This window comes from Streptomyces sp. NPDC127197, from assembly GCF_042672405.1.
Lineage (GTDB): Bacteria > Actinomycetota > Actinomycetes > Streptomycetales > Streptomycetaceae > Streptomyces > Streptomyces flavusporus.
The window spans coordinates 1-17059 of record NZ_JBHXVG010000073.1 but is presented as its reverse complement, the minus strand read 5'-3'; the positions used below and the strand labels follow the sequence as shown (position 1 = coordinate 17059).

The window sequence follows — 17059 nt, the reverse complement described above, 5'->3', positions numbered from 1 at the left end:
GGCCGCCGTAGCGCGAGTGCCACTCGGTGAACAGGTTCTGGTCGTAGGCGCGCACGTGGGTGGAGTCGGAGGCAACCGCGGTCGAGCCCTGGCCCACAGATCTGTGCTGCGGGCGGCGAAGGTGGCGTTCGCGATCTGGATGGCGTGGGCGGCCTCGACGGACAGGTACCGGCGTCGCACGTAGCGCAGTTCGTCTTCGGTGTGGCCGTGGCCGCCGGAGGCTACGGCCTTGATCCCGGTGTTCGTGCCGTAGGCGTAGATCCCCAAAGCAGGCGCTCGGCCAGGCCCTTCGCCGAGAGGGTCCCCCCCTGAGACGGAGGTGACCGCGTCCAGGCAGCCGGTACGCAGCACCGCTTCTTTGAGCATGTCGATCAACGGCACTACGCCCGCCCGCCACTTCACCGACCGCAGCGTGCGCCCGGCCTGCTCCTGGGCCATCCGCACGACCCGGTCATTGACACGCACGCCCTGGGCCGGGCGACGGTCCAGCCCAGACGCCGCAGCGCCATCCACGCGTTCGACGGCAGTCCTCGGCCTGCGCCGCCCACGCCCGAGGCCAGCAGGTCCACATCGGCGGCGTTCCAGTGCACGCCCAGCAGATCGGCAGCCATGCCGGACACCAGATCAGCCGCCCAGCCCACCCTCCCCCATCGCCGGCACCGCGGCCGACAGCACCTCACCCGTCTTCTCCACCACGCCCGCACGCAGCAGACCACAAGCACAGGCGGTACGGGCCGTCTCGCCCTCACCCAACGGCAGCCTCCGGCTCCGCACTCACATACGACGTCGGCATCGGACACCCGGCTGAGGCCGGTGGACGACCCATCACTACGGATCCCAACGGAAACACGTAAGCCTTCGCTGGGCGATTCGTAGGAGAACGTGATCCACTGCTCTGCGGCATGCGCGGGTGAAGCGGCAAGGGCCGTGGCTGCTGCTATGGACACAGCGGCAGCAGCCCCCGGACTCACGACCACGGCCTTTGTGTTGATCCACTCCGTGCCGGAGCCGAGCGCGGTGCCGCGCGGTCGGTCACCTGCCGGATCCACCGCACTCCGCACGGCCTGGCCGGCGTATCCGAGGTCGACCAGTTCTCGGGACGCCCTCCGGGCGGCCACCGAAGGCCCAGGCCATGGTGTGTGAGGTGGTCGCCTCTCAACGGGAGGGCCGCAAGGGCACAACGGTGCCGGCCGCTGAGCTGCCCGGCGACGCGCAGCAGCCGTTCACCGTCCGCATCGACCGGTCGGGAGAGGCAGCCCGTGTGCCCGTCTGTGTCATGGAAATCGACGGCAGCCACTCCCCCCCATGCCCTATGCGCGGCTCACCGCCCGACAGGTGCCGCCCCCGACCGGCGCTCCGGTGCATTCCATGCGATGGCTGCACAGGGTCATACGCCGACGCGTCCCTGGACGCCAAGCCGAGTTCTCACCGGCTGTCCGTCCCGCGCAGTGTGTGGCGCTGGACGATCCGTGAGACGTCACGCATGGTGATGATGCCCACCAGGTTCGGTCCGTCGGTGACGAGGATGCGCATGCCGCTGACCGGGCGGAGCCTTTCAAGCACGTCTTCCAGGAGGTCGTCCGGCGCGCAGGTCGTGCACTGCGACAGCGGGGTCGCCACGTCACGCACGCGCTGTGTCCCCCGCTGCGGCGCGGGGATCCTCGCGAGCCGCGGCAGGTCGAGCAGGCCGCTGGGGCGCCCTTCGAAGTCGATCAGTGCCAGCGTCGAGTGGCGGGCGCGCAGGGCCACCTCCTCGACGCAGCGTTCCACGGTCCACCAGTCCGGGCAGGTCTCCACCGGACTCGACATGGCATCGGCGGCTCGCACGCCGCGCAGGGCCGGGGCGAGTGCGGCGCGTCGGCGTTCCGCGCCGGCGACGATCAGGACGAACAAGCCGAGGAGCATCAGCCACAGACCGCTCAAGGCGCCGCGCAGGAGGGAGATCCAGCCGACGGCGATCATCAGGATGCCGAGGACCTGGCCGCTGCGTGCGGCTGCGCGTTCGGCCCGGTCGCGGTCGCCGGTACGCCACCACATCAGCGCCTGTACCACCCGCCCTCCGTCCAGCGGTGCGGCCGGCAGCAGATTGAACACGCCCAGGACGAAGTTCATCCACCCGAGCCAGACCAGGACGGCCGACGGCACCACCCAGCCGAACAGCGCGTCCAGCCCGATGCCCGCCCCCAGCGCCGCCGCACCGACGACCAGGCTGGTGAGCGGCCCGCTCACGGCCACCAGGAAGGCAGCCCCGGCCGCGCGCGGCTTGCCCATCTCGGTCATCCCGCCCAGTGCCCAGAGCGTGATGCTCTGGACCGGGATGCCCTTCCTCAGCGCCGTGACGGCGTGCGCGGCCTCATGCGCCAGCAGGCTACCCAGAAGCAACAGGGCCCCCGCCAGGCCGGCGACGGTGTAGGCGGCGTTCGGCTGGCCCGGAGTCCAGGCGGGGAGCGTCTGGCTGCCCAGGCTGTACCCGAAGAGCACCACGAGCAGGGGCACAGTCCAGTGGATGCGCAGCGGCACCCCCAGAACTCGTCCCATCCGTACCGAGCCGTTCATCGCCATCTCCTGCGAACTGAAGCAGGCGGTCCTCCGTCCGAGCCGGTACGCCGGGGCGTACAAAGGGACCGGATCAGCGTGGTGTCCGTCTCCTACCAGTCTCGCTCGGCAAGGGGCGGTCGCGGAGGGAGTGACGGTGGGGCATCGCCGTCGTGGCTACGTCGCCGTGCTGTCTGTGTTCTGCTCAACCCAGACGATCTTGCCGTCGTCCGTGTAGCGGGTCCCCCACCGGTCGGAGCACCGTGCGACGAGGAGCAGCCCGCGGCCGCCCTCGTCAGTGGTGCGGGCGTGCCGCAGCCGCGGAGATGTGCTGCTGCCGTCGGACACCTCGCACGTCAGGACGTGGCTGCGAACGAGTCGAAGTGTCACGGGCGGCTTGCCGTGCCGGATCGCGTTGGTGACGAGCTCACTGACGATCAGTTCGGTGGTGAATGCGGCGTCGCTCATGTCCCATGTGGTGAGCTGCCGGGTGGCGAGGGAGCGGGCTGTGGAGACCGTGGCCGGATCGCTCGGGAGGTCCCACGACGCGACGTGGGCCGGGTCCAGCGCGTGTGTGCGGGCGACCAGGACGGCGGCATCATCGTGGGGCCGAGCCGGGACGAGTGCGTCGGTCAGCGTTCTGCATGTCGCCTGCACAGAACCGGGAGAACGGGCGAGCAGGGCGGTCAAGCGCTCTTGGCCGCCCGGGTCGTCCGGCTGCTGTGCCCGCTGGAGGAGCCCTGGGGTGTACAGGACGAGCGTCGAGTTCTCGGGAAGTTCGAAGTCCTCCTTGCCGAACGGCGAGCCGGGGCAGCACAACGCGTCGGCGGCCGGACCGTCCACAGTCCCTACGGTGCCGTCCGGACGCACGACCACGGGCCAGGGGTGACCGGCGGTGGATACCGAGCAGCGCCGGGACACGGGATCGTAGATCAGATAGAGGCACGTGGCGCCGCACTCCGGCCCGTGGGCAGACGTTTCCGTGTCCTGTACGGAAGACGGCTGGTCGTCGCTCCCCGTGAAGCCGTTCGCCCTGCCCGTCCGGCGCACCATGTCATCGAGCCGGGCGAGCAGTTCATCCGGTTCCAGGTCCAGGTCCGACAGGGTGTGCACCGCCGCCCGAAGCCGTCCTGCCGTGGCGGCGGACTGTATGCCGCGACCCGGCGCGCGGCCGGCCACGAGGGCCACCCGGGCCCCGGAGAGCGGTATGGCGTCGACCCAGTCGCCACCGGATCCCGCGGATACGTACGCGTGCGCCACCTCCATCGCCTGCTGTGGCGGAAGCCCGCCCGGGCGCAGGATGTGCTGCAACGCGACCAGGGAGTTGTGCTCGCGCCGGTGTCGGCGGGCGTTGTCCAGGCACTCGGCCGCGCGCTGGGCGAGTTGCGCGGCGAGGGTCAGATCGTCGCGATCAAAAGGCCTGCGTTCGCCCCAGCGGCAGAACGTCACGAGCCCGAGGGCCCGGTCGTGAGCGACCAGCGGCGCGGCCATCAGCGAGTGGACTTCTTCGCCGGTTCGCCCGGGCGTTCTCAAGCTCCGCACCATCTGCCGTCCCAGCGAGGACAGCGGGTCGACCAGACGCGGCTCAAGATCGGCCAGGGCCTCGATGGCGGCCGCACGTGGGACCGCGGCATCGTCGTCGGCAGCCCTCCCCCGGGGTTCGTCTTCCCGGGAACGGGAAGACGCCCGGCGCAGCACAGCATCGTGTCCCACGGGCCCCGCATCCAGGTCCTCGCCCGCAAGCACCGCCTCCAGCACATCGACCGCGACGCTGTCGGCCGGCACAGGCACCGACACCTCCGCCAGACCCCGGGCTGTGTCCGACGCGTCGAGCGTGGACCCGATCCGGGTGCTGGCCTGAGCGAGCACGGACAGCCGCTCGTGGGCCAGGTAGCGGTCGGTGACATCGACAGTGGCGTCCGCAACGCCCAGGATCCGGCCCTGAGCGTCCTCCAGACGGAAAACGGATGCGGAGTAGACGTGCTCGTGCTGTGGATCGCCCGGGGGACGGACCCGCTTCTCGACGCCGATCACCGGCTGGCCTGTGGCGAGCACCTGTTCCATGACCCGCTCCACCGTCTCCACGCCGAAGCCGGGCCACACCTCCGTCGGGCGCCTGCCGACAGCTTCCTCCACCGAGGTGCCCTGCATGCCCTCGGCCGCGGGATTGAACCGGACAAGGCGCAGCTGAGGGTCGAGGAGGAACAGGCCCGTGGGAGAGAGGGTGAAGAGCGTCTCGAGAAGCGCCCGATCGAGCTCCGCTGTCCCGTCCGGTTCCGCAGGCGCAAGCATGACCTCCCAGCTCGTGCCCGCGTCATCCATGCGCTCGGGCCGGACGGTCAATCGGCACGTCAGCAATCCGCCGTCGCGGCACTGCAGCACCACGGCGAAGTCCTCGTCACGGGCCGGCGGACGCCCAGCGGCAGCCATCCCGGCGAGCAGATCCACTGCCGAACGCCCCAGTACCGCGTCCTTCGGGTAGCCGAGCAGCCTTTCGGCCTCCGGGCTCCACCCCGTCACCAAGCCCTGCTGATCGACCAGAACGTGAACCCGCTCCTGCCCCAGGGGCCCATGAGCCGGGCCCCTGCGGCCGGTGACATGCGACGCACGCATAATGATCAGCTCTCACTCACCACAGTGCCTTGAATGCGTCCCAGTGTCCTCCAAGGTCCACGTATGCGACATCGGAGCGGCTTGGCCAATGCCCGGGCAGCGGCCGCGGCGCAACCACTACGCGGTCCTCGACGTCCCACGCGATGCGTCCGCCGGGGGATCACCTCCGCCTGTCGCAGGCTGGTGCGGTCGCTCCATCCGGACGCCCGGCCGGAGGAGCCGGCAGCAGCGGATCGCCTCGCCGACGTCCTCGCCGCCTACGACACACTGGGCGATCCCGAGCGGCGTGCGGCATACGACGCCGGGCGCGGCAGCCCGGTGTCGCGTACGGGTGCTGGTCGGCCGGTAGCCGTCCGTGTTGTGTCACCGGGCTGGGTCAGTCGCCGCGCCGGGAGCGCAGGAGCTGCTCGCCGAGTTCGGCGCCCGTGCGGCTGTCGGCCGGCCTGTAAGGATCGAGGGCCGGGGACGTCGTGATCCGGTCGGGGCTCATGGCGTCGTAGTCCGGCCAGGGCTGCGTTCCGCGCAGCTCCTCGATGGCCTGCAGCACCGTTGCCCGGTTGGCATGGGCGCGCTCGAAGCCTTCGATGACCGTCAGGTCGCTCTGGGAGAGATCGCGCAGCCGCTGGGTGATGTCCGTGGCGGACAGCCGGCCGTAGCCGGCGATCGGGAGGTCTTCCTCCCGGATGACGGTGCCTTGCACGTGCTCAGCCAACCGCGTCACGCTCGGCATCTCCCGGACTGCCCCGGCGGCCGTTCGGTGGGTCTGCTGCCCGCCGGTCCGGGTGGCCTCGCGGATCCGGGCTACGGCGGTACGCACGAGCTGTACAGCCGCCGCGGTGGTGCCGCCGTTGTCCTCGTCCGGCGGGCTGCCGTTCGCGGTTGCGGCGGCCAGGGCCCTGGCCTGTTCGTCGACGGTGTCCTGCAGTGTCTGCAGCAGGTGCTCGTCCTGGCGGCGCAGTGCGGCGAGAAGGTCCACGGCCTCCTCGTCGTCGGCGAGGACGGCGATGCTCTCCGCGGCCCGGCAGGCCATCAGGGCCCGGGCGACGGCGGCGTACTCGCCTTCCGCCTTCTTCAGCTGCTCACGCTCGGCGGCCTGACGCCCCCAGCGCAGAGGACCGCTCACGATCAGCATGCCGATCTCCAGCGGGATTCTGGCTGTGCGGACCGCGCCGTCGGAGACACTGCGGACCAACTCGGATGTGTCCCGCATCAGCGTCCGCGGGCGGATCTCGCGGGCATGGTCGTCGATACGGGCCAGGCGGTCCTCGGCACCGGCGACGTGGCGCTGCAGGGTCTGGCGGTACGGGCCGGCGGGGGTGACGGCCATGTCGGCGCGGAACCGGTCGATGACTGCGGCGTGGGCCTCCCGGACGTCTTCCAGCGCCGGGATGAGCGCGTCCGTCATCACTGTCATTGCCGTACTCCCTTGGTTTGTGGGACAGCAGGGTGAGGCCCTGTCCGCCGGACGGATGCCTGGCGTGGAGCCAGGCCCCGTGATCAGGGTGTGGGAAGGGGCTGAAGATCGCCTGGCGGCCACCACCGTCCCGAGTGGGGACCGCCCGCTTTCGGCAGGTGACAGGCTCATGGCCGGACGTCAATGGCGGACTGGGTGCTGACCCGTCCGGGTGACCGGCGCACCGGACGGGCGCGCGTGCCGGCGAGGTCGCCGACAGCCTTCGCGCTCACCGCCCTGCCCTCGCGCCCGGTCTCCGGGCACCGGGTGCATGCCCGGGGACCGGGGCGCATGTGCGGGAGGAGGATGCCTCACTCCCCGCTGGTGATCTCGATGTGACGTGGCTTGGCCGCTTCGACCTTGGGGACGTTCACGGTCAGCACCCCGTCTGCCAGGGTGGCGCTGACGCCTTCGGCGTTGACCTCGCCCGGCAGCAGCGTCCGGAACCCGAACCGGCCCGTCCGGCGGGTGCCGCGGCGCAGGACGCCGGCGCGTTCACGCTCCTTGAACTCGCCGCTGATGGCGAGTTCGCGTTCGCTCATCTCGATGTCGATGTCGTCCCGCTTGACGCCGGGAAGATCGACCTCGATGAGGTAGGCGTCGTCGGTCTCGGAGAGATCAGCCATCGGAGCCCACGCCCCGGCGGTCGGCGCCAGGCCACCGCCGACCGTGGTTTCCAGAAGGTTGCCGATACGACTGAAGAGGTCGTCGAACTCGGCGAGCGGATCCCCGGCCCAACCAGGGAAGCGCCGTTCGGCCAGCCGACTCCCCGTGCCGCGTCGCACAGGCAGAGTCATCGTTCGTCACCTCCCGAGCAATCTCTTCCTATTTGCCCCGAATTGGGATACCCGGTGTGTCGTGGGCCTGAACACCTCCCGCCCCTTCTGTCGGCGGCTCGGGCGTCATGACCTTGGCGCCAACCCCGCCGTCCTGCGGCTGCTGCGCTGCAATCCCTTCCCCGACCCGCCTGCCACCCGTCACGAAAGCACCCAAGGAGGCAGGAAATGGGACTTCTTGACAACTCAAGATGCGGACTTTATCCAGACTGTTAGTGGGGTTTACTCCGAATCCGCAGGTGGCGACGCCGGGCGAGGCGGCGCAAACGCCCCGGTGGCCGGTCGCTGGACGGCCCCGGGCGACCCCGTTTCACCAGGCGTCGGCATCTGCCCTCGGTGTGGGACGCAGATGGAGGAGAGGACCCATGGCACGTGCAGTGGGAATCGACCTCGGCACGACGAACTCGGTGGTCTGCGTGCTGGAGGGCGGAGAGCCCACCGTCATCACCAACACGGAAGGCGCACGGACCACCCCGTCCGTGGTCGCCTTCGCCAAGAACGGCGAGGTGCTGGTCGGTGAGGTCGCCAAGCGCCAGGCCGTCACCAACGTGGAGCGCACCGTGCGCTCGGTCAAGCGTCACATAGGTGATGCGCAGTGGCGGTTCCCGGAGACGGGGAGCATCGACGGCAAGCAGTACCGGGCGCAGGAGATCTCCGCGCGGGTGCTGCAGAAGCTGAAGCGGGATGCGGAGGCGTATCTGGGAGAGGACGTCACGGATGCGGTGATCACGGTTCCGGCGTATTTCAACGACTCCCAGCGCACCGCGACCAAGGAGGCCGGGGAGATCGCCGGGCTGAAGGTGCTGCGGATCATCAACGAGCCCACCGCGGCGGCTCTCGCCTACGGCCTCGACAAGGAGAACGACCAGACCGTCCTCGTCTTCGACCTCGGCGGCGGCACCTTCGATGTGTCGTTGCTGGAGATCGGTGAGGGCGTGGTCGAGGTGAAGGCCACCAACGGCGATACGCACCTGGGCGGTGACGACTGGGACCAGCGGATCGTCGACCATCTGGCCAAGCAGTTCAAGAACAACTACGGCGTCGACCTGACCAAGGACAAGATGGCCGTGCAGCGGCTGCGTGAGGCCGCCGAGCGGGCGAAGATCGAGCTGTCGTCGTCCTCGGAGACCACGGTCAACCTGCCCTACATCACGGCCTCCGCCGAAGGGCCGCTGCACCTGGACGAGAAGCTGACCCGCGCCCAGTTCCAGCAGCTGACCGCGGACCTGCTGGAGCGGTGCAAGACGCCGTTCCACAACGCGATCAAGGATGCCGGGATCAAGCTGTCCGACATCGACCACGTCATCCTGGTCGGCGGCTCGACGAGGATGCCGGCGGTGACCGATCTGGTGCGGCAGCTGACCGGCAAGGACCCGCACAAGGGCGTCAACCCCGACGAGGTCGTGGCGGTGGGCGCCGCCCTGCAGGCCGGTGTGCTCAAGGGGGAGGTCAAGGACGTCCTGCTGCTGGACGTGACCCCGCTGTCCCTGGGTATCGAGACCAAGGGCGGCATCATGACCAAGCTGATCGAGCGCAACACGACGATCCCGACGAAGCGTTCGGAGATCTTCACCACGGCCGAGGACAACCAGCCGTCGGTGCAGATCCAGGTCTACCAGGGCGAGCGCGAGATCGCGGCCTACAACAAGAGGCTCGGCATGTTCGAGCTGACCGGTCTGCCCCCGGCCCCCCGGGGCGTGCCGCAGATCGAGGTGTCCTTCGACATCGACGCCAACGGCATCATGCACGTCACGGCGAAGGACCTCGGCACCGGCAGAGAGCAGAAGATGACCGTCACCGGCGGCTCCTCGCTGCCGAAGCAGGACATCGACCGCATGATGCGCGAGGCCGAGCAGCATGCCGAGGAGGACCGGCGCCGGCGTGAGGCGGCCGAGACCCGCAACCAGGCGGAGCAGGTGGCCTACCAGACCGAACGGCTGCTCACGGACAACGCCGACAAGATCCCCGGGGACGTCAGGAGCGAGGTCGACACCGCGCTGGCGGAGCTCAAGGAGGCCCTCAAGGCCCAGCCGGCCGACGGCGACAACACGGTGGCCCTGCGGCAGGCGACCGAGAAGGTGATGACGACGGCTCAGAAGGTCGGAACCGCCATGTACGCGCAGGCCCAGGGCCAGCAGGCCGCCGGCGGCGCGGGCGGCGGTGAGGCCGGCCCTGCCGGGCAGGACGAGGAGGTCGTCGACGCCGAAATCGTCGACGACGACAAGCGGCAGGAGGGAACGTGATGACCCGCTCCGGCGAGCACCCGCTGTCGATCGTCCGCGACAACCGGCGGCGGGATCCGGGAACCAGCCTGGAGCCCCGCCGCCGGGGCGACGTCGAGCCTGCCCCGCGGACCGACCGGGACGGAGGCGAGGCCGGCCTCCTGCGCGCGCAGCTGCGCGAGCGCACAGCAGACCTGCAGCGCGTGACGGCCGAGTACGACCACTACCGCAAACGGGTCCGCCGCGACCGCCGCGCGGTCGGCGAGATAGCCGTGGCCAACGTGCTCACCGGCCTCCTCCCCGTCCTCGACGCCATCGACCAGGCCCGCAGGCAAGGGGACGTCACCGGCGGCTTCGCGCACGTCGCCGCCGTTCTGGAAGACGAACTCGCCGCCCTGGGGCTGCAGTCCTTCGGCACGGCGGGCGACCCCTTCGACCCCGCCTGGCACGAGGCCGTCTCCTGCACCCGCTCCGACCACGTCGAACGGCCCACCTGCACCGCGATCCTGCGCCCCGGCTACCGGGTCGGCGACCAGCTCCTGCGGCCCGCTCAGACAGAGGTCGCCGAACCACCGCCCAGACGATAAGGCGCCCCGCCCTCGCCATCACCCCCGGGAGGACATCATGCGCACGAACCAGGACGCCTTTCTGTCCGCTGTCCAAGAACGCGGCGAATATTCCACACCGGCGGAGGCAGAGCGAGTCTCCCGAGTAGTCCTCGCTCTCCTCGGCGCCCATCTGGTGGGCGAGGTGCGCAAGGAGCTGGCCGACCGGATCCCCGAGACACTGGCGCGCATCCTGCTCAACCCCCTCCAGGCGCATGAACCGCTCCCACCCGAACGGTTCATCCGGGCGACTGCGGCCTGGATCGAAGGCGCCACCGAGAAGACCGCGGCCTGGGACGTCAGCGCCGTGCTCAGCGTCGTGGCCGACAGCGCAGGCGAAGACCTGACCCATCGGATTCTGCTCCAGCTCCCGCCCGGCTACGACCTGCTGTTCGGCCGTCCACAAGATGTCGAGGAAGGCGGCATCCGTGGCACGGCTGATCGAAGAAGCTGAGGACCTTGTACTCCGTCTGTCCTGGTGGGAACAGCTCCTGGCCCGGCGCCGCGAGGTCCGGGTGCCCTTTGCCGACGTCAAGGACGTGAGGATCGAACCGGACTGGTGGCGCAGCCTGCGGGGCCTGCCGCGCGGCGGCCGGTGCCGTCCCGGCCGCTGCCTGGGAGAAAGGCCCCACCGCCACGGCAGGGATTTCGTCGCGGTGCGGGCCGACGCGCCCGCGGTCGTCGTGGACCTGTGGCCCTCTGCGCCCTTCGCCCGCTTGGCCGTCACCGTGCCGGATCCCGTCAATGAGACCGTTCGGACCATCCAGCAGCGACGAGTACGTGAGCGCCCGAAGTCGGCTCAGCGGGTCAGCCCGGACCCGCTGAGCCGGACGATGTGACGTGGCTCCTACCCGAGTTCTTGCACAGCTGCGGAGGATGGTCGCGTTCAGTCTGTCGTCTGGTCGGCGGGCTGGCGGAAAGGAAGAAGTCCGCCCATGTCCGAGCATGTGCACGTCCGCATCAACCGGGGTCTCGGAGTCACCGAGAACGGTGAACTCGTGGAGCACTCCTCCTGCCGCTGTGGAGCCACCTGGACCAAGACCTACCAGGTCCGGGAAGAGGGTTCCGAGTAGGGCGTACGCAACGACGTACGGGACAATGAAGTCATCATCCTGACGCGTGCTGAAGGCGGTGGGATCAATGACGCTGCCCTTGGTCGTGGGCGTCGACGGGTCGGAGGCCGGCCTCTGGGCGGCCGACTGGGCCTCGGATGAGGCGGCCCTCCACGGCCTGCCGCTGCGGATCGTGTACGCCTGCCTGTGGGAGCGCTACGAAGGCCCCGTCATCATGCAGTCCGAAGAGGTTCCCCCGGAGCATGCCCTCGCACAGGACATCGTGGACCGCGCTGCCGAACGGGCTCGGCAGCGCAATCCGGACGTGAAGATCACGGTCGACATCGTTCCCGACGACGCCGAGGCGGCGCTGTTGCGCGAGGCGCGCCACGCCACCGCCGTCGTGACCGGGTGCCGGGGCCGAGGACCGATCAGGGGCGCACTGCTGGGCTCGGTCAGCCGCTCCCTGGCCACGCATGCCTCCAGCCCGGTGGTCGTGGTACGCGGTACCCCGCACAACCGGCAAGGAGCCAATGCCCGCATCGTGGTCGGCGTGGGCGATGTCGCGACCAGCACGGCGGCGATACGGTTCGCGTTCCGCGAGGCCGAAGCACGGCGCTGCGCGCTGGACGCCGTACGCGCCTGGCGTCGCCCCGCCCACAAACCCCTGGCGCATCCGCTGCTCGCCGGGGATCCCGCCCACCGCTACGAGGAGCAGGCGTCGGTCCTGCTCGACGAAGCCCTGCGCGCCCCGAAGCACGACCACCCCGGCGTGGTCGTGGATCGCGTCACCGCCGAGGGCCCGGCCCACCACGTCCTCATCACGCACTCGGCCAGGGCCGACCTGCTTGTCCTCGGCGCCCCTCGACGCCACGGGCCTGTCGCACTGCCCCTCGGCCGCGTGCCGCACGCCGCGCTCCAGCACGCCGACTGCCCGGTCGCGGTGGTGCCGCAACGCGCGGCCGCATCCTGAGCCCTGCTCCGGATGCCACCGCCCTCGGCGTCGATGGGTTCGTGCACGGCGAGGCGACGACGGACAGTCGGTGAGCAACGCTCGAAACTCCCGCGAGTACCGGCCCTTGGGGGGCCGGGAACGGAGAGCTGGTCCGGTGCTGAGTGATGTCCGCAAGGCGGCCGAGAACACGCCACCGCAGCGTGACCGGTACATCGACCTGCTGCGCGCCGTGGCGATCACGATGGTCGTGCTCGGCCACTGGCTGGTCGTCGCCGTGACCTATGACGAGGCCGATGGTCTCAGCGGATTCAGCGCGCTGGTGGCCGTGCCGTGGAGCCACCCGCTGACCTGGCTCTTCCAAGTCATGCCGCTGTTCTTCCTGGTGGGCGGTTACGCCAACGGAGCATCGCTGCTGGCCCACCGTCGCAGCGGAGGTGACGTCGCGGGCTGGCTGATCACCCGCAGTGCCCGCCTGCTGGGCCCCACGACGGTGTTCCTGGTCACCCTGACGGCGTCCGCGCTGCTCGCCCGCCTCCTCGGCACGGATCCCCAACTCGTGGGCACCGCCGTCTGGTTGGCCTCGATTCCGCTGTGGTTCCTCACCGCTTACGTCGCCGTCCTGGTCCTCACTCCGGTGCTGTACCCACTGCATCAGCGGGTCGGGATGATCGTGCCGGTGGTCCTGGTCACCGCGGTGGCGGCGGCCGACGCGGCCAGGTTCCTGCTCGGACTGCCCTACGCCGCCGCCAACTACCTGCTCGTGTGGCTGGCTGTCTACCAGGTCGGCTTCGTCTGGCGGGACGGCAGGCTCACCGACCGCCGACAGCCGGCACAGGTGGTGACGGCGGGCAGCCTGCTCGCGCTTGTGCTGCTCACCGCGGTGGGACCGTATCCGGTCAGCATGGTCGCCGTCCCGGGCGAACCAGTGCAGAACACCGCACCGCCCACCCTTGCCCTGCTCGCGCTCGCGGCCACCCAGATCGGCCTCGCGCTCCTGCTGCGCCGACGCGCCGATCGCTGGCTGAGCAGGCGCCGCCCATGGTTCATGGTGGTGGCTGTCAACAGTGTGGTCCTGACGGTGTTTCTGTGGCACATGGCCGCTCTCGTGCTGGCGGCCGTCGCTCTGTACCCGCGAGGGCTGATGGCCCAACCGCCGGTCGGTTCAGCCGACTGGTTCCTGTGGCGGCTGCCCTGGCTGGCATGCCTGCTCCTCATGCTCACGGTGCTCGTGGCCGTCTTCGGCCGGGCGGAACGACGTAGTCGGCGGGCACACGGCGACGCAGTACACCGCGACATCCCACGAGGTGGGAAACTCGCACGCCTGGTGCTGACGTACGCGGGGCTGGCCATGGTGCTCGTCGGGCTCTTCGGCATCACCACAGCAGGCCGCGGCGACCACGGCCCCCTCGGCCTGCCCGGCGAGGCACTACTGGCCTACTTGCTGGGCACCGTCATCCTGTGGCTCATCCCCCTGCGCCGACCGCGCCGGCCGTTCTCCGCACCCCCGGGCTCACGTGGCGGTCGCGGGGCTCAGGGCCGTCGGCACTGGTAGGTCCACAGTTCGTCGACGGAGGTGAAGCCGAAGGAGTCGAAGAGCCGGGGTGCGGCCTGGCTGTCGTGGACGGGGTGCGGGGGGGCGTCGACGACGAGGGCGACCTCGCTGGCTCCCTGCTCGGCCAGCAGGGCCAGGGCCTGGCCGAGCAACTTGTGGCCCAGGCCACGGTGGCGGTGAGTGGGCAGGGTCTCGATCCAGTACACGGTCGCAGTGCCGTCGGGCCCTACGCTGACCACGGCCTCTGCGACTGGCTCCGCCGCCTCCCGGACGATCAGTCGCTGGCCCGGGGGGAAGTCGCAGGGGACGACGTCGGCGACCGGCTTGGCCGGCGCGAACTCGGCAGACAGCGCACAGTACAGATAGCAGCCCTGGCGACGGCCGGTGAAACCGCTGCACAGCAGGGCGTCGTGGGTGGCGCCACGGCGGGCGCGGGGCAGGCCGCCCGGCCCCAGCGGGCCTGGCGGACCGCCGACAAATGCCTCGATCAGCGGGCAGGGGGCGAGCGCTGCGAGGGCATGGCCGATCAAGGCACGCAGGGCAGAGGGTTCCTCATGGGCGTAGAGCCAGCAGATCAACCCGGTGTGCACATCGATCCAGGACAGATACGCGATAACACCCTCAGGACGGTCCCCGGCACCGGCCAGAACACTGATCTGCGGCCGAGCCTGCACCGCCCAGCCGGCCGGGGGAACCAGACCACGCCGCGCGGCGGCCAGCCTCTCCGGGGTGCAGCTCGGCTGTCCCGGCAGCCGGTCGGCATCGATCAGTTCTCGCACCCCCGGTTCGTCGTCGGGACGGTATGGGCGTACCGTCGACCCGCTCTTGGGGCTGGGCGAAGAGGCCATGCTGTCCGTCCGCACAGGTGCTGACGTCCTTACCAGCTGTCTTTCAGCGTCCTCCGTTTTGCCCCTCCTGTCACGGGAAACGGCGACTGTGCCCTGGACGACCGACCCACCACGCTACGGAGAGCTTCCCTGCGGGGGGCACACGGCGAACGTGACCTGGGCCGCGGCCAGCAGCGCGCGCATCTCGTCGATGACCGGCCGGTGAAGGGGCAGCGTCAGGTGCCCGACGCGGGGCACCAGCACGTTGCGGGCCTTGAGGTCAGGATGGTCGATACGGCCCCGGGCAGCGGGGATGACGGCCTCGTCCAGGTCGCTGTAGAACGCCACGAACCGAGTGCGGCATCCCGCGGCCGGCTCGGCGAGCTCGACCAGCAGCTCGCTTCCGGGCCGTAGCTGGCGCAGCAGCGGATGGGCCGGGGCCAGCAGGGCGGTTGCGGTCCCGCCGTGCGGCGTGGCCAGCGTGATCACCAGCGGCACGTAGGCGTCACCGCCGAGCCGCTGCACGTAGTAGCGGGCGATCAGCCCGCCCAGGCTGTACCCGATCACGACCGCGGCCCGTCCCGCGCCGTGGGCACACGCCGACTCCACCTGGTCGCCCAGCTTCCGGGCTGCCGTGGGGATGTCCGGGCCGAACGCGTTGCAGGTGACCGGGATGAAGGGGCCCACACCGTCCCCACGCAGCTCGCGCTGCAGCGGTGGGACGACCGATGCCCCGTCGGCCAGCCCATGCACCAACAGCACCGGAATCCCGGAATCGGTGCGTGGCGGATCACCCGGGCCCGTCGATCGCCAGGGCGTGGCACGACCCAACAGTCCGATCAGCTGCCCGAAACCGTCCGTGGCCATGTCGACCGGGAGCCGGGCCAGACGCACCGCCGCCCTGCCCGCCTCGACACCCACGCCGCGCGCCGGCGACAGCCCCGGCACCGTCAGTTGCGGCCCGAATGGAATGCCCGTGGCCGATCACCTTCCCTGCATGAACCGCACTTGCCCTGCGTGGCGGAACACGCTGGATCTATAGAACTACATATGAAACATCGCGCAAGTCGGGCGCCCGGGTGTAGATCGACATATGCCGTGGGTGCGCCGGGCGGAAGATGCGGGGCCGACGGTTTCGGGGCACGGTGGGTGTGGGGGCGGGGCCGGTTTCCGGCCGATTCTTGCCGACCATCGACACATCCGAAGGAATCGTGATGGCCGTAGCCACAGACATGCTTGTTCCCGCGCTGCGCGAGGTCCGGGAGGCCAAGGAGTCGCTTGCCGACCGCTTCAAAGCCCACCTCACGGTCACGCCCCCCGGTGAGTACCGGGAGGTCCTGGAGCGCCGCATGGGCGACGCCCGGGGCCACGTGTACCGCATCGACGAACGCCTGGCCACGTTGCAGCCCCGCGGAGTGGTGCCAACCGTCCTGGGGAACGCCTGGCGCCTGACCGAGCAGGCAGCACGGCTGCCCATCGACGTGGCGATGTCGGTCCCGGGCGTCGTGTTCCGGGGCCGGGCGACGGCATCGGAGCAGCAGTTGCTGAAGAACGCCGAGGACGAGTATGCAGTCACCGCGCTGGCCCTAGCGGTCTGCCGGGCCGCAGAGCGCATCGCTCAGGAGGCCGAGGACGCCGCCAGCTCGGAGCTGCTCAGCTCCATCCGCCGTGACGACGAGGAGGCCTTGGAAGAGCTCGCCAACAGTGTGGAACAGCATGCCGAAGCAGCTGTGGCGGCCGCCGAGACCGCCGAGACCGCTGAGGGCCCGAGCGCCGGAGGTGCGGCACAGGCGGTCCGCGACTGGAGCAGCTGGCTGCGGGAGACGGCCGAGCGCATGCCGGGCGCGGATCGGTTCCTGGGCGCACCGGAGGGCGCGCTGATCGCGGAGGACGAGCTGCCGATCCCCGACTACCGCAAGCTGAGCACCAGGGCGGTCCTGGACCGGCTCCCGCACCTGTCCCAGTCGGATCTCGCCACGGTCGGCGTCTACGAACGGTTTCACGCGGGCCGCGCCGCCGTCCTGGGCAAGGTCGCTGAGCTGCTCGAGCCTGTGCCCTGGCCCGGTTACGACAGCATGACCGCGAACGAGATCGTCAAGCGGCTCGGCGACGCGGAACCGATCCACGTCCGTCGGGTGCTGGACTACGAGCGTCGCCATCAGGCCCGCTCCACGATTCTCAAGGCCGCTGAACGAGTGCCCGCCTGATCGCCCGTCGCTCACCCGAACGACTCACTCCCCCGAAACCGCGGATACCTCGAACCGGGCGCAAGGGAGCCGGATGGTGAACACCGCTCCCTTGCGTGGCTCGCTGCCGGCGGTGACGGTTCCGCCGTGTGCCTCGACGAACTGGCGGACGATGGACAGGCCCAGTCCGCTGCCCCCGGTGTGCCTGCTGCGGGACTTCTCG

General features: G+C 70.3%; 19 protein-coding genes. 9 read left to right on the top strand and 10 right to left on the bottom strand.

Annotated features, from left to right (window positions below; all coding sequences use genetic code 11):
• The 5 genes from ACFVJQ_RS43910 to ACFVJQ_RS43890 all read right to left on the bottom strand — a co-directional run.
• On the bottom strand, nucleotides 1-366 hold a 366-nt coding region (locus ACFVJQ_RS43910), incomplete at its 3' end, for a Tn3 family transposase (protein ID WP_385791484.1).
• 32 nt (nucleotides 367-398) lie between these two features.
• The gene (locus ACFVJQ_RS43905) at nucleotides 399-611 is read right to left on the bottom strand and encodes a hypothetical protein (RefSeq protein WP_385512104.1); all 213 of its coding nucleotides are present in this window, start codon (nucleotides 609-611) and stop codon (nucleotides 399-401) included.
• Between the two features lie 13 nt (nucleotides 612-624).
• Nucleotides 625-753 (bottom strand): hypothetical protein, encoded by a 129-nt coding sequence (locus ACFVJQ_RS43900; protein ID WP_385512102.1) that lies wholly within the window; start codon nucleotides 751-753, stop codon nucleotides 625-627.
• Between the two features lie 672 nt (nucleotides 754-1425).
• Complete coding sequence (locus ACFVJQ_RS43895) at nucleotides 1426-2556, bottom strand: site-2 protease family protein (protein ID WP_385791479.1); 1131 nt, start codon at nucleotides 2554-2556, stop codon at nucleotides 1426-1428.
• Nucleotides 2557-2712: 156 nt separating this feature from the next.
• A complete protein-coding gene (locus ACFVJQ_RS43890; protein WP_385791477.1) occupies nucleotides 2713-5148 on the bottom strand; it encodes a SpoIIE family protein phosphatase in 2436 nt (811 codons plus the stop codon).
• Between the two features lie 33 nt (nucleotides 5149-5181).
• Between ACFVJQ_RS43890 and ACFVJQ_RS43885 the strand changes: the two genes are divergently transcribed.
• Complete coding sequence (locus ACFVJQ_RS43885) at nucleotides 5182-5622, top strand: J domain-containing protein (RefSeq protein WP_385512096.1); 441 nt, start codon at nucleotides 5182-5184, stop codon at nucleotides 5620-5622.
• Here the strand turns inward: ACFVJQ_RS43885 and ACFVJQ_RS43880 are convergent.
• The gene (locus ACFVJQ_RS43880; protein ID WP_385791474.1) at nucleotides 5525-6562 is read right to left on the bottom strand and encodes a hypothetical protein; all 1038 of its coding nucleotides are present in this window, start codon (nucleotides 6560-6562) and stop codon (nucleotides 5525-5527) included. The two genes, ACFVJQ_RS43885 and ACFVJQ_RS43880, sit on opposite strands and share 98 nt — an antisense overlap.
• A gap of 350 nt (nucleotides 6563-6912) precedes the next feature.
• Nucleotides 6913-7398, bottom strand: coding sequence for an Hsp20/alpha crystallin family protein (locus tag ACFVJQ_RS43875; protein ID WP_385512093.1), 486 nt, complete (start codon nucleotides 7396-7398; stop codon nucleotides 6913-6915).
• Between the two features lie 404 nt (nucleotides 7399-7802).
• On the opposite strand from ACFVJQ_RS43875, the gene dnaK reads away from it, so the two are divergent.
• The 7 genes from dnaK (at nucleotide 7803) to ACFVJQ_RS43840 (ending at nucleotide 13823) form a co-directional block, all read left to right on the top strand.
• On the top strand, nucleotides 7803-9680 hold the full coding sequence (gene dnaK / locus ACFVJQ_RS43870; RefSeq protein ID WP_385791472.1) for a molecular chaperone DnaK: 1878 nt from the start codon (nucleotides 7803-7805) through the stop codon (nucleotides 9678-9680).
• Nucleotides 9680-10246, top strand: a complete 567-nt coding sequence (gene grpE, locus ACFVJQ_RS43865) for a nucleotide exchange factor GrpE (RefSeq protein WP_385791470.1) — start codon at nucleotides 9680-9682, stop codon at nucleotides 10244-10246. Before dnaK ends, grpE begins: the two co-directional genes overlap by 1 nt.
• A gap of 37 nt (nucleotides 10247-10283) precedes the next feature.
• Complete coding sequence (locus ACFVJQ_RS43860; RefSeq protein WP_385512089.1) at nucleotides 10284-10718, top strand: DUF2267 domain-containing protein; 435 nt, start codon at nucleotides 10284-10286, stop codon at nucleotides 10716-10718.
• Nucleotides 10693-11103 carry a hypothetical protein gene (locus ACFVJQ_RS43855; RefSeq protein ID WP_385791468.1) on the top strand — a complete coding sequence of 137 codons (411 nt, stop codon included), beginning with the start codon at nucleotides 10693-10695 and terminating at the stop codon, nucleotides 11101-11103. Before ACFVJQ_RS43860 ends, ACFVJQ_RS43855 begins: the two co-directional genes overlap by 26 nt.
• 96 nt (nucleotides 11104-11199) lie before the next feature.
• The gene (locus tag ACFVJQ_RS43850; protein WP_224739802.1) at nucleotides 11200-11337 is read left to right on the top strand and encodes a hypothetical protein; all 138 of its coding nucleotides are present in this window, start codon (nucleotides 11200-11202) and stop codon (nucleotides 11335-11337) included.
• 67 nt (nucleotides 11338-11404) lie between these two features.
• Nucleotides 11405-12289, top strand: coding sequence for a universal stress protein (locus ACFVJQ_RS43845; RefSeq protein WP_385512085.1), 885 nt, complete (start codon nucleotides 11405-11407; stop codon nucleotides 12287-12289).
• A gap of 136 nt (nucleotides 12290-12425) precedes the next feature.
• Entirely contained in the window at nucleotides 12426-13823 is a 1398-nt protein-coding gene (locus ACFVJQ_RS43840) for an acyltransferase family protein (RefSeq protein ID WP_385791465.1), read from the top strand.
• Here ACFVJQ_RS43840 and ACFVJQ_RS43835 read toward each other — a convergent pair.
• Together ACFVJQ_RS43835 and ACFVJQ_RS43830 are read right to left on the bottom strand one after the other, a co-directional pair.
• Nucleotides 13802-14602 (bottom strand): GNAT family N-acetyltransferase, encoded by an 801-nt coding sequence (locus tag ACFVJQ_RS43835; protein WP_385512082.1) that lies wholly within the window; start codon nucleotides 14600-14602, stop codon nucleotides 13802-13804. The genes ACFVJQ_RS43840 and ACFVJQ_RS43835 overlap by 22 nt on opposite strands.
• A gap of 183 nt (nucleotides 14603-14785) precedes the next feature.
• Entirely contained in the window at nucleotides 14786-15571 is a 786-nt protein-coding gene (locus tag ACFVJQ_RS43830; protein WP_385512080.1) for an esterase/lipase family protein, read from the bottom strand.
• 293 nt (nucleotides 15572-15864) lie between these two features.
• Between ACFVJQ_RS43830 and ACFVJQ_RS43825 the strand changes: the two genes are divergently transcribed.
• Complete coding sequence (locus ACFVJQ_RS43825; protein WP_385512079.1) at nucleotides 15865-16857, top strand: hypothetical protein; 993 nt, start codon at nucleotides 15865-15867, stop codon at nucleotides 16855-16857.
• 24 nt (nucleotides 16858-16881) lie between these two features.
• Here the strand turns inward: ACFVJQ_RS43825 and ACFVJQ_RS43820 are convergent.
• The coding region (locus ACFVJQ_RS43820) for an ATP-binding protein (RefSeq protein ID WP_385791482.1) at nucleotides 16882-17059 on the bottom strand (178 nt) is incomplete at its 5' end.

What these genes read in the sequence shown, in the direction of transcription:
- ACFVJQ_RS43890 (WP_385791477.1), bottom strand. Translation starts at nt 5,148, where the DNA reads ATGCGTGCGTCGCATGTCACCGGCCGCAGGGGCCCGGCTCATGGGCCC.
- ACFVJQ_RS43880 (WP_385791474.1), bottom strand. Translation starts at nt 6,562, where the DNA reads ATGACAGTGATGACGGACGCGCTCATCCCGGCGCTGGAAGACGTCCGG.
- ACFVJQ_RS43905 (WP_385512104.1), bottom strand. Translation starts at nt 611, where the DNA reads ATGGCTGCCGATCTGCTGGGCGTGCACTGGAACGCCGCCGATGTGGAC.
- ACFVJQ_RS43850 (WP_224739802.1), top strand. Translation starts at nt 11,200, where the DNA reads ATGTCCGAGCATGTGCACGTCCGCATCAACCGGGGTCTCGGAGTCACC.
- ACFVJQ_RS43860 (WP_385512089.1), top strand. Translation starts at nt 10,284, where the DNA reads ATGCGCACGAACCAGGACGCCTTTCTGTCCGCTGTCCAAGAACGCGGC.
- ACFVJQ_RS43845 (WP_385512085.1), top strand. Translation starts at nt 11,405, where the DNA reads ATGACGCTGCCCTTGGTCGTGGGCGTCGACGGGTCGGAGGCCGGCCTC.
- ACFVJQ_RS43895 (WP_385791479.1), bottom strand. Translation starts at nt 2,556, where the DNA reads ATGAACGGCTCGGTACGGATGGGACGAGTTCTGGGGGTGCCGCTGCGC.
- ACFVJQ_RS43825 (WP_385512079.1), top strand. Translation starts at nt 15,865, where the DNA reads ATGGCCGTAGCCACAGACATGCTTGTTCCCGCGCTGCGCGAGGTCCGG.
- ACFVJQ_RS43885 (WP_385512096.1), top strand. Translation starts at nt 5,182, where the DNA reads ATGCGTCCCAGTGTCCTCCAAGGTCCACGTATGCGACATCGGAGCGGC.
- ACFVJQ_RS43875 (WP_385512093.1), bottom strand. Translation starts at nt 7,398, where the DNA reads ATGACTCTGCCTGTGCGACGCGGCACGGGGAGTCGGCTGGCCGAACGG.
- dnaK (WP_385791472.1), top strand. Translation starts at nt 7,803, where the DNA reads ATGGCACGTGCAGTGGGAATCGACCTCGGCACGACGAACTCGGTGGTC.
- grpE (WP_385791470.1), top strand. Translation starts at nt 9,680, where the DNA reads ATGACCCGCTCCGGCGAGCACCCGCTGTCGATCGTCCGCGACAACCGG.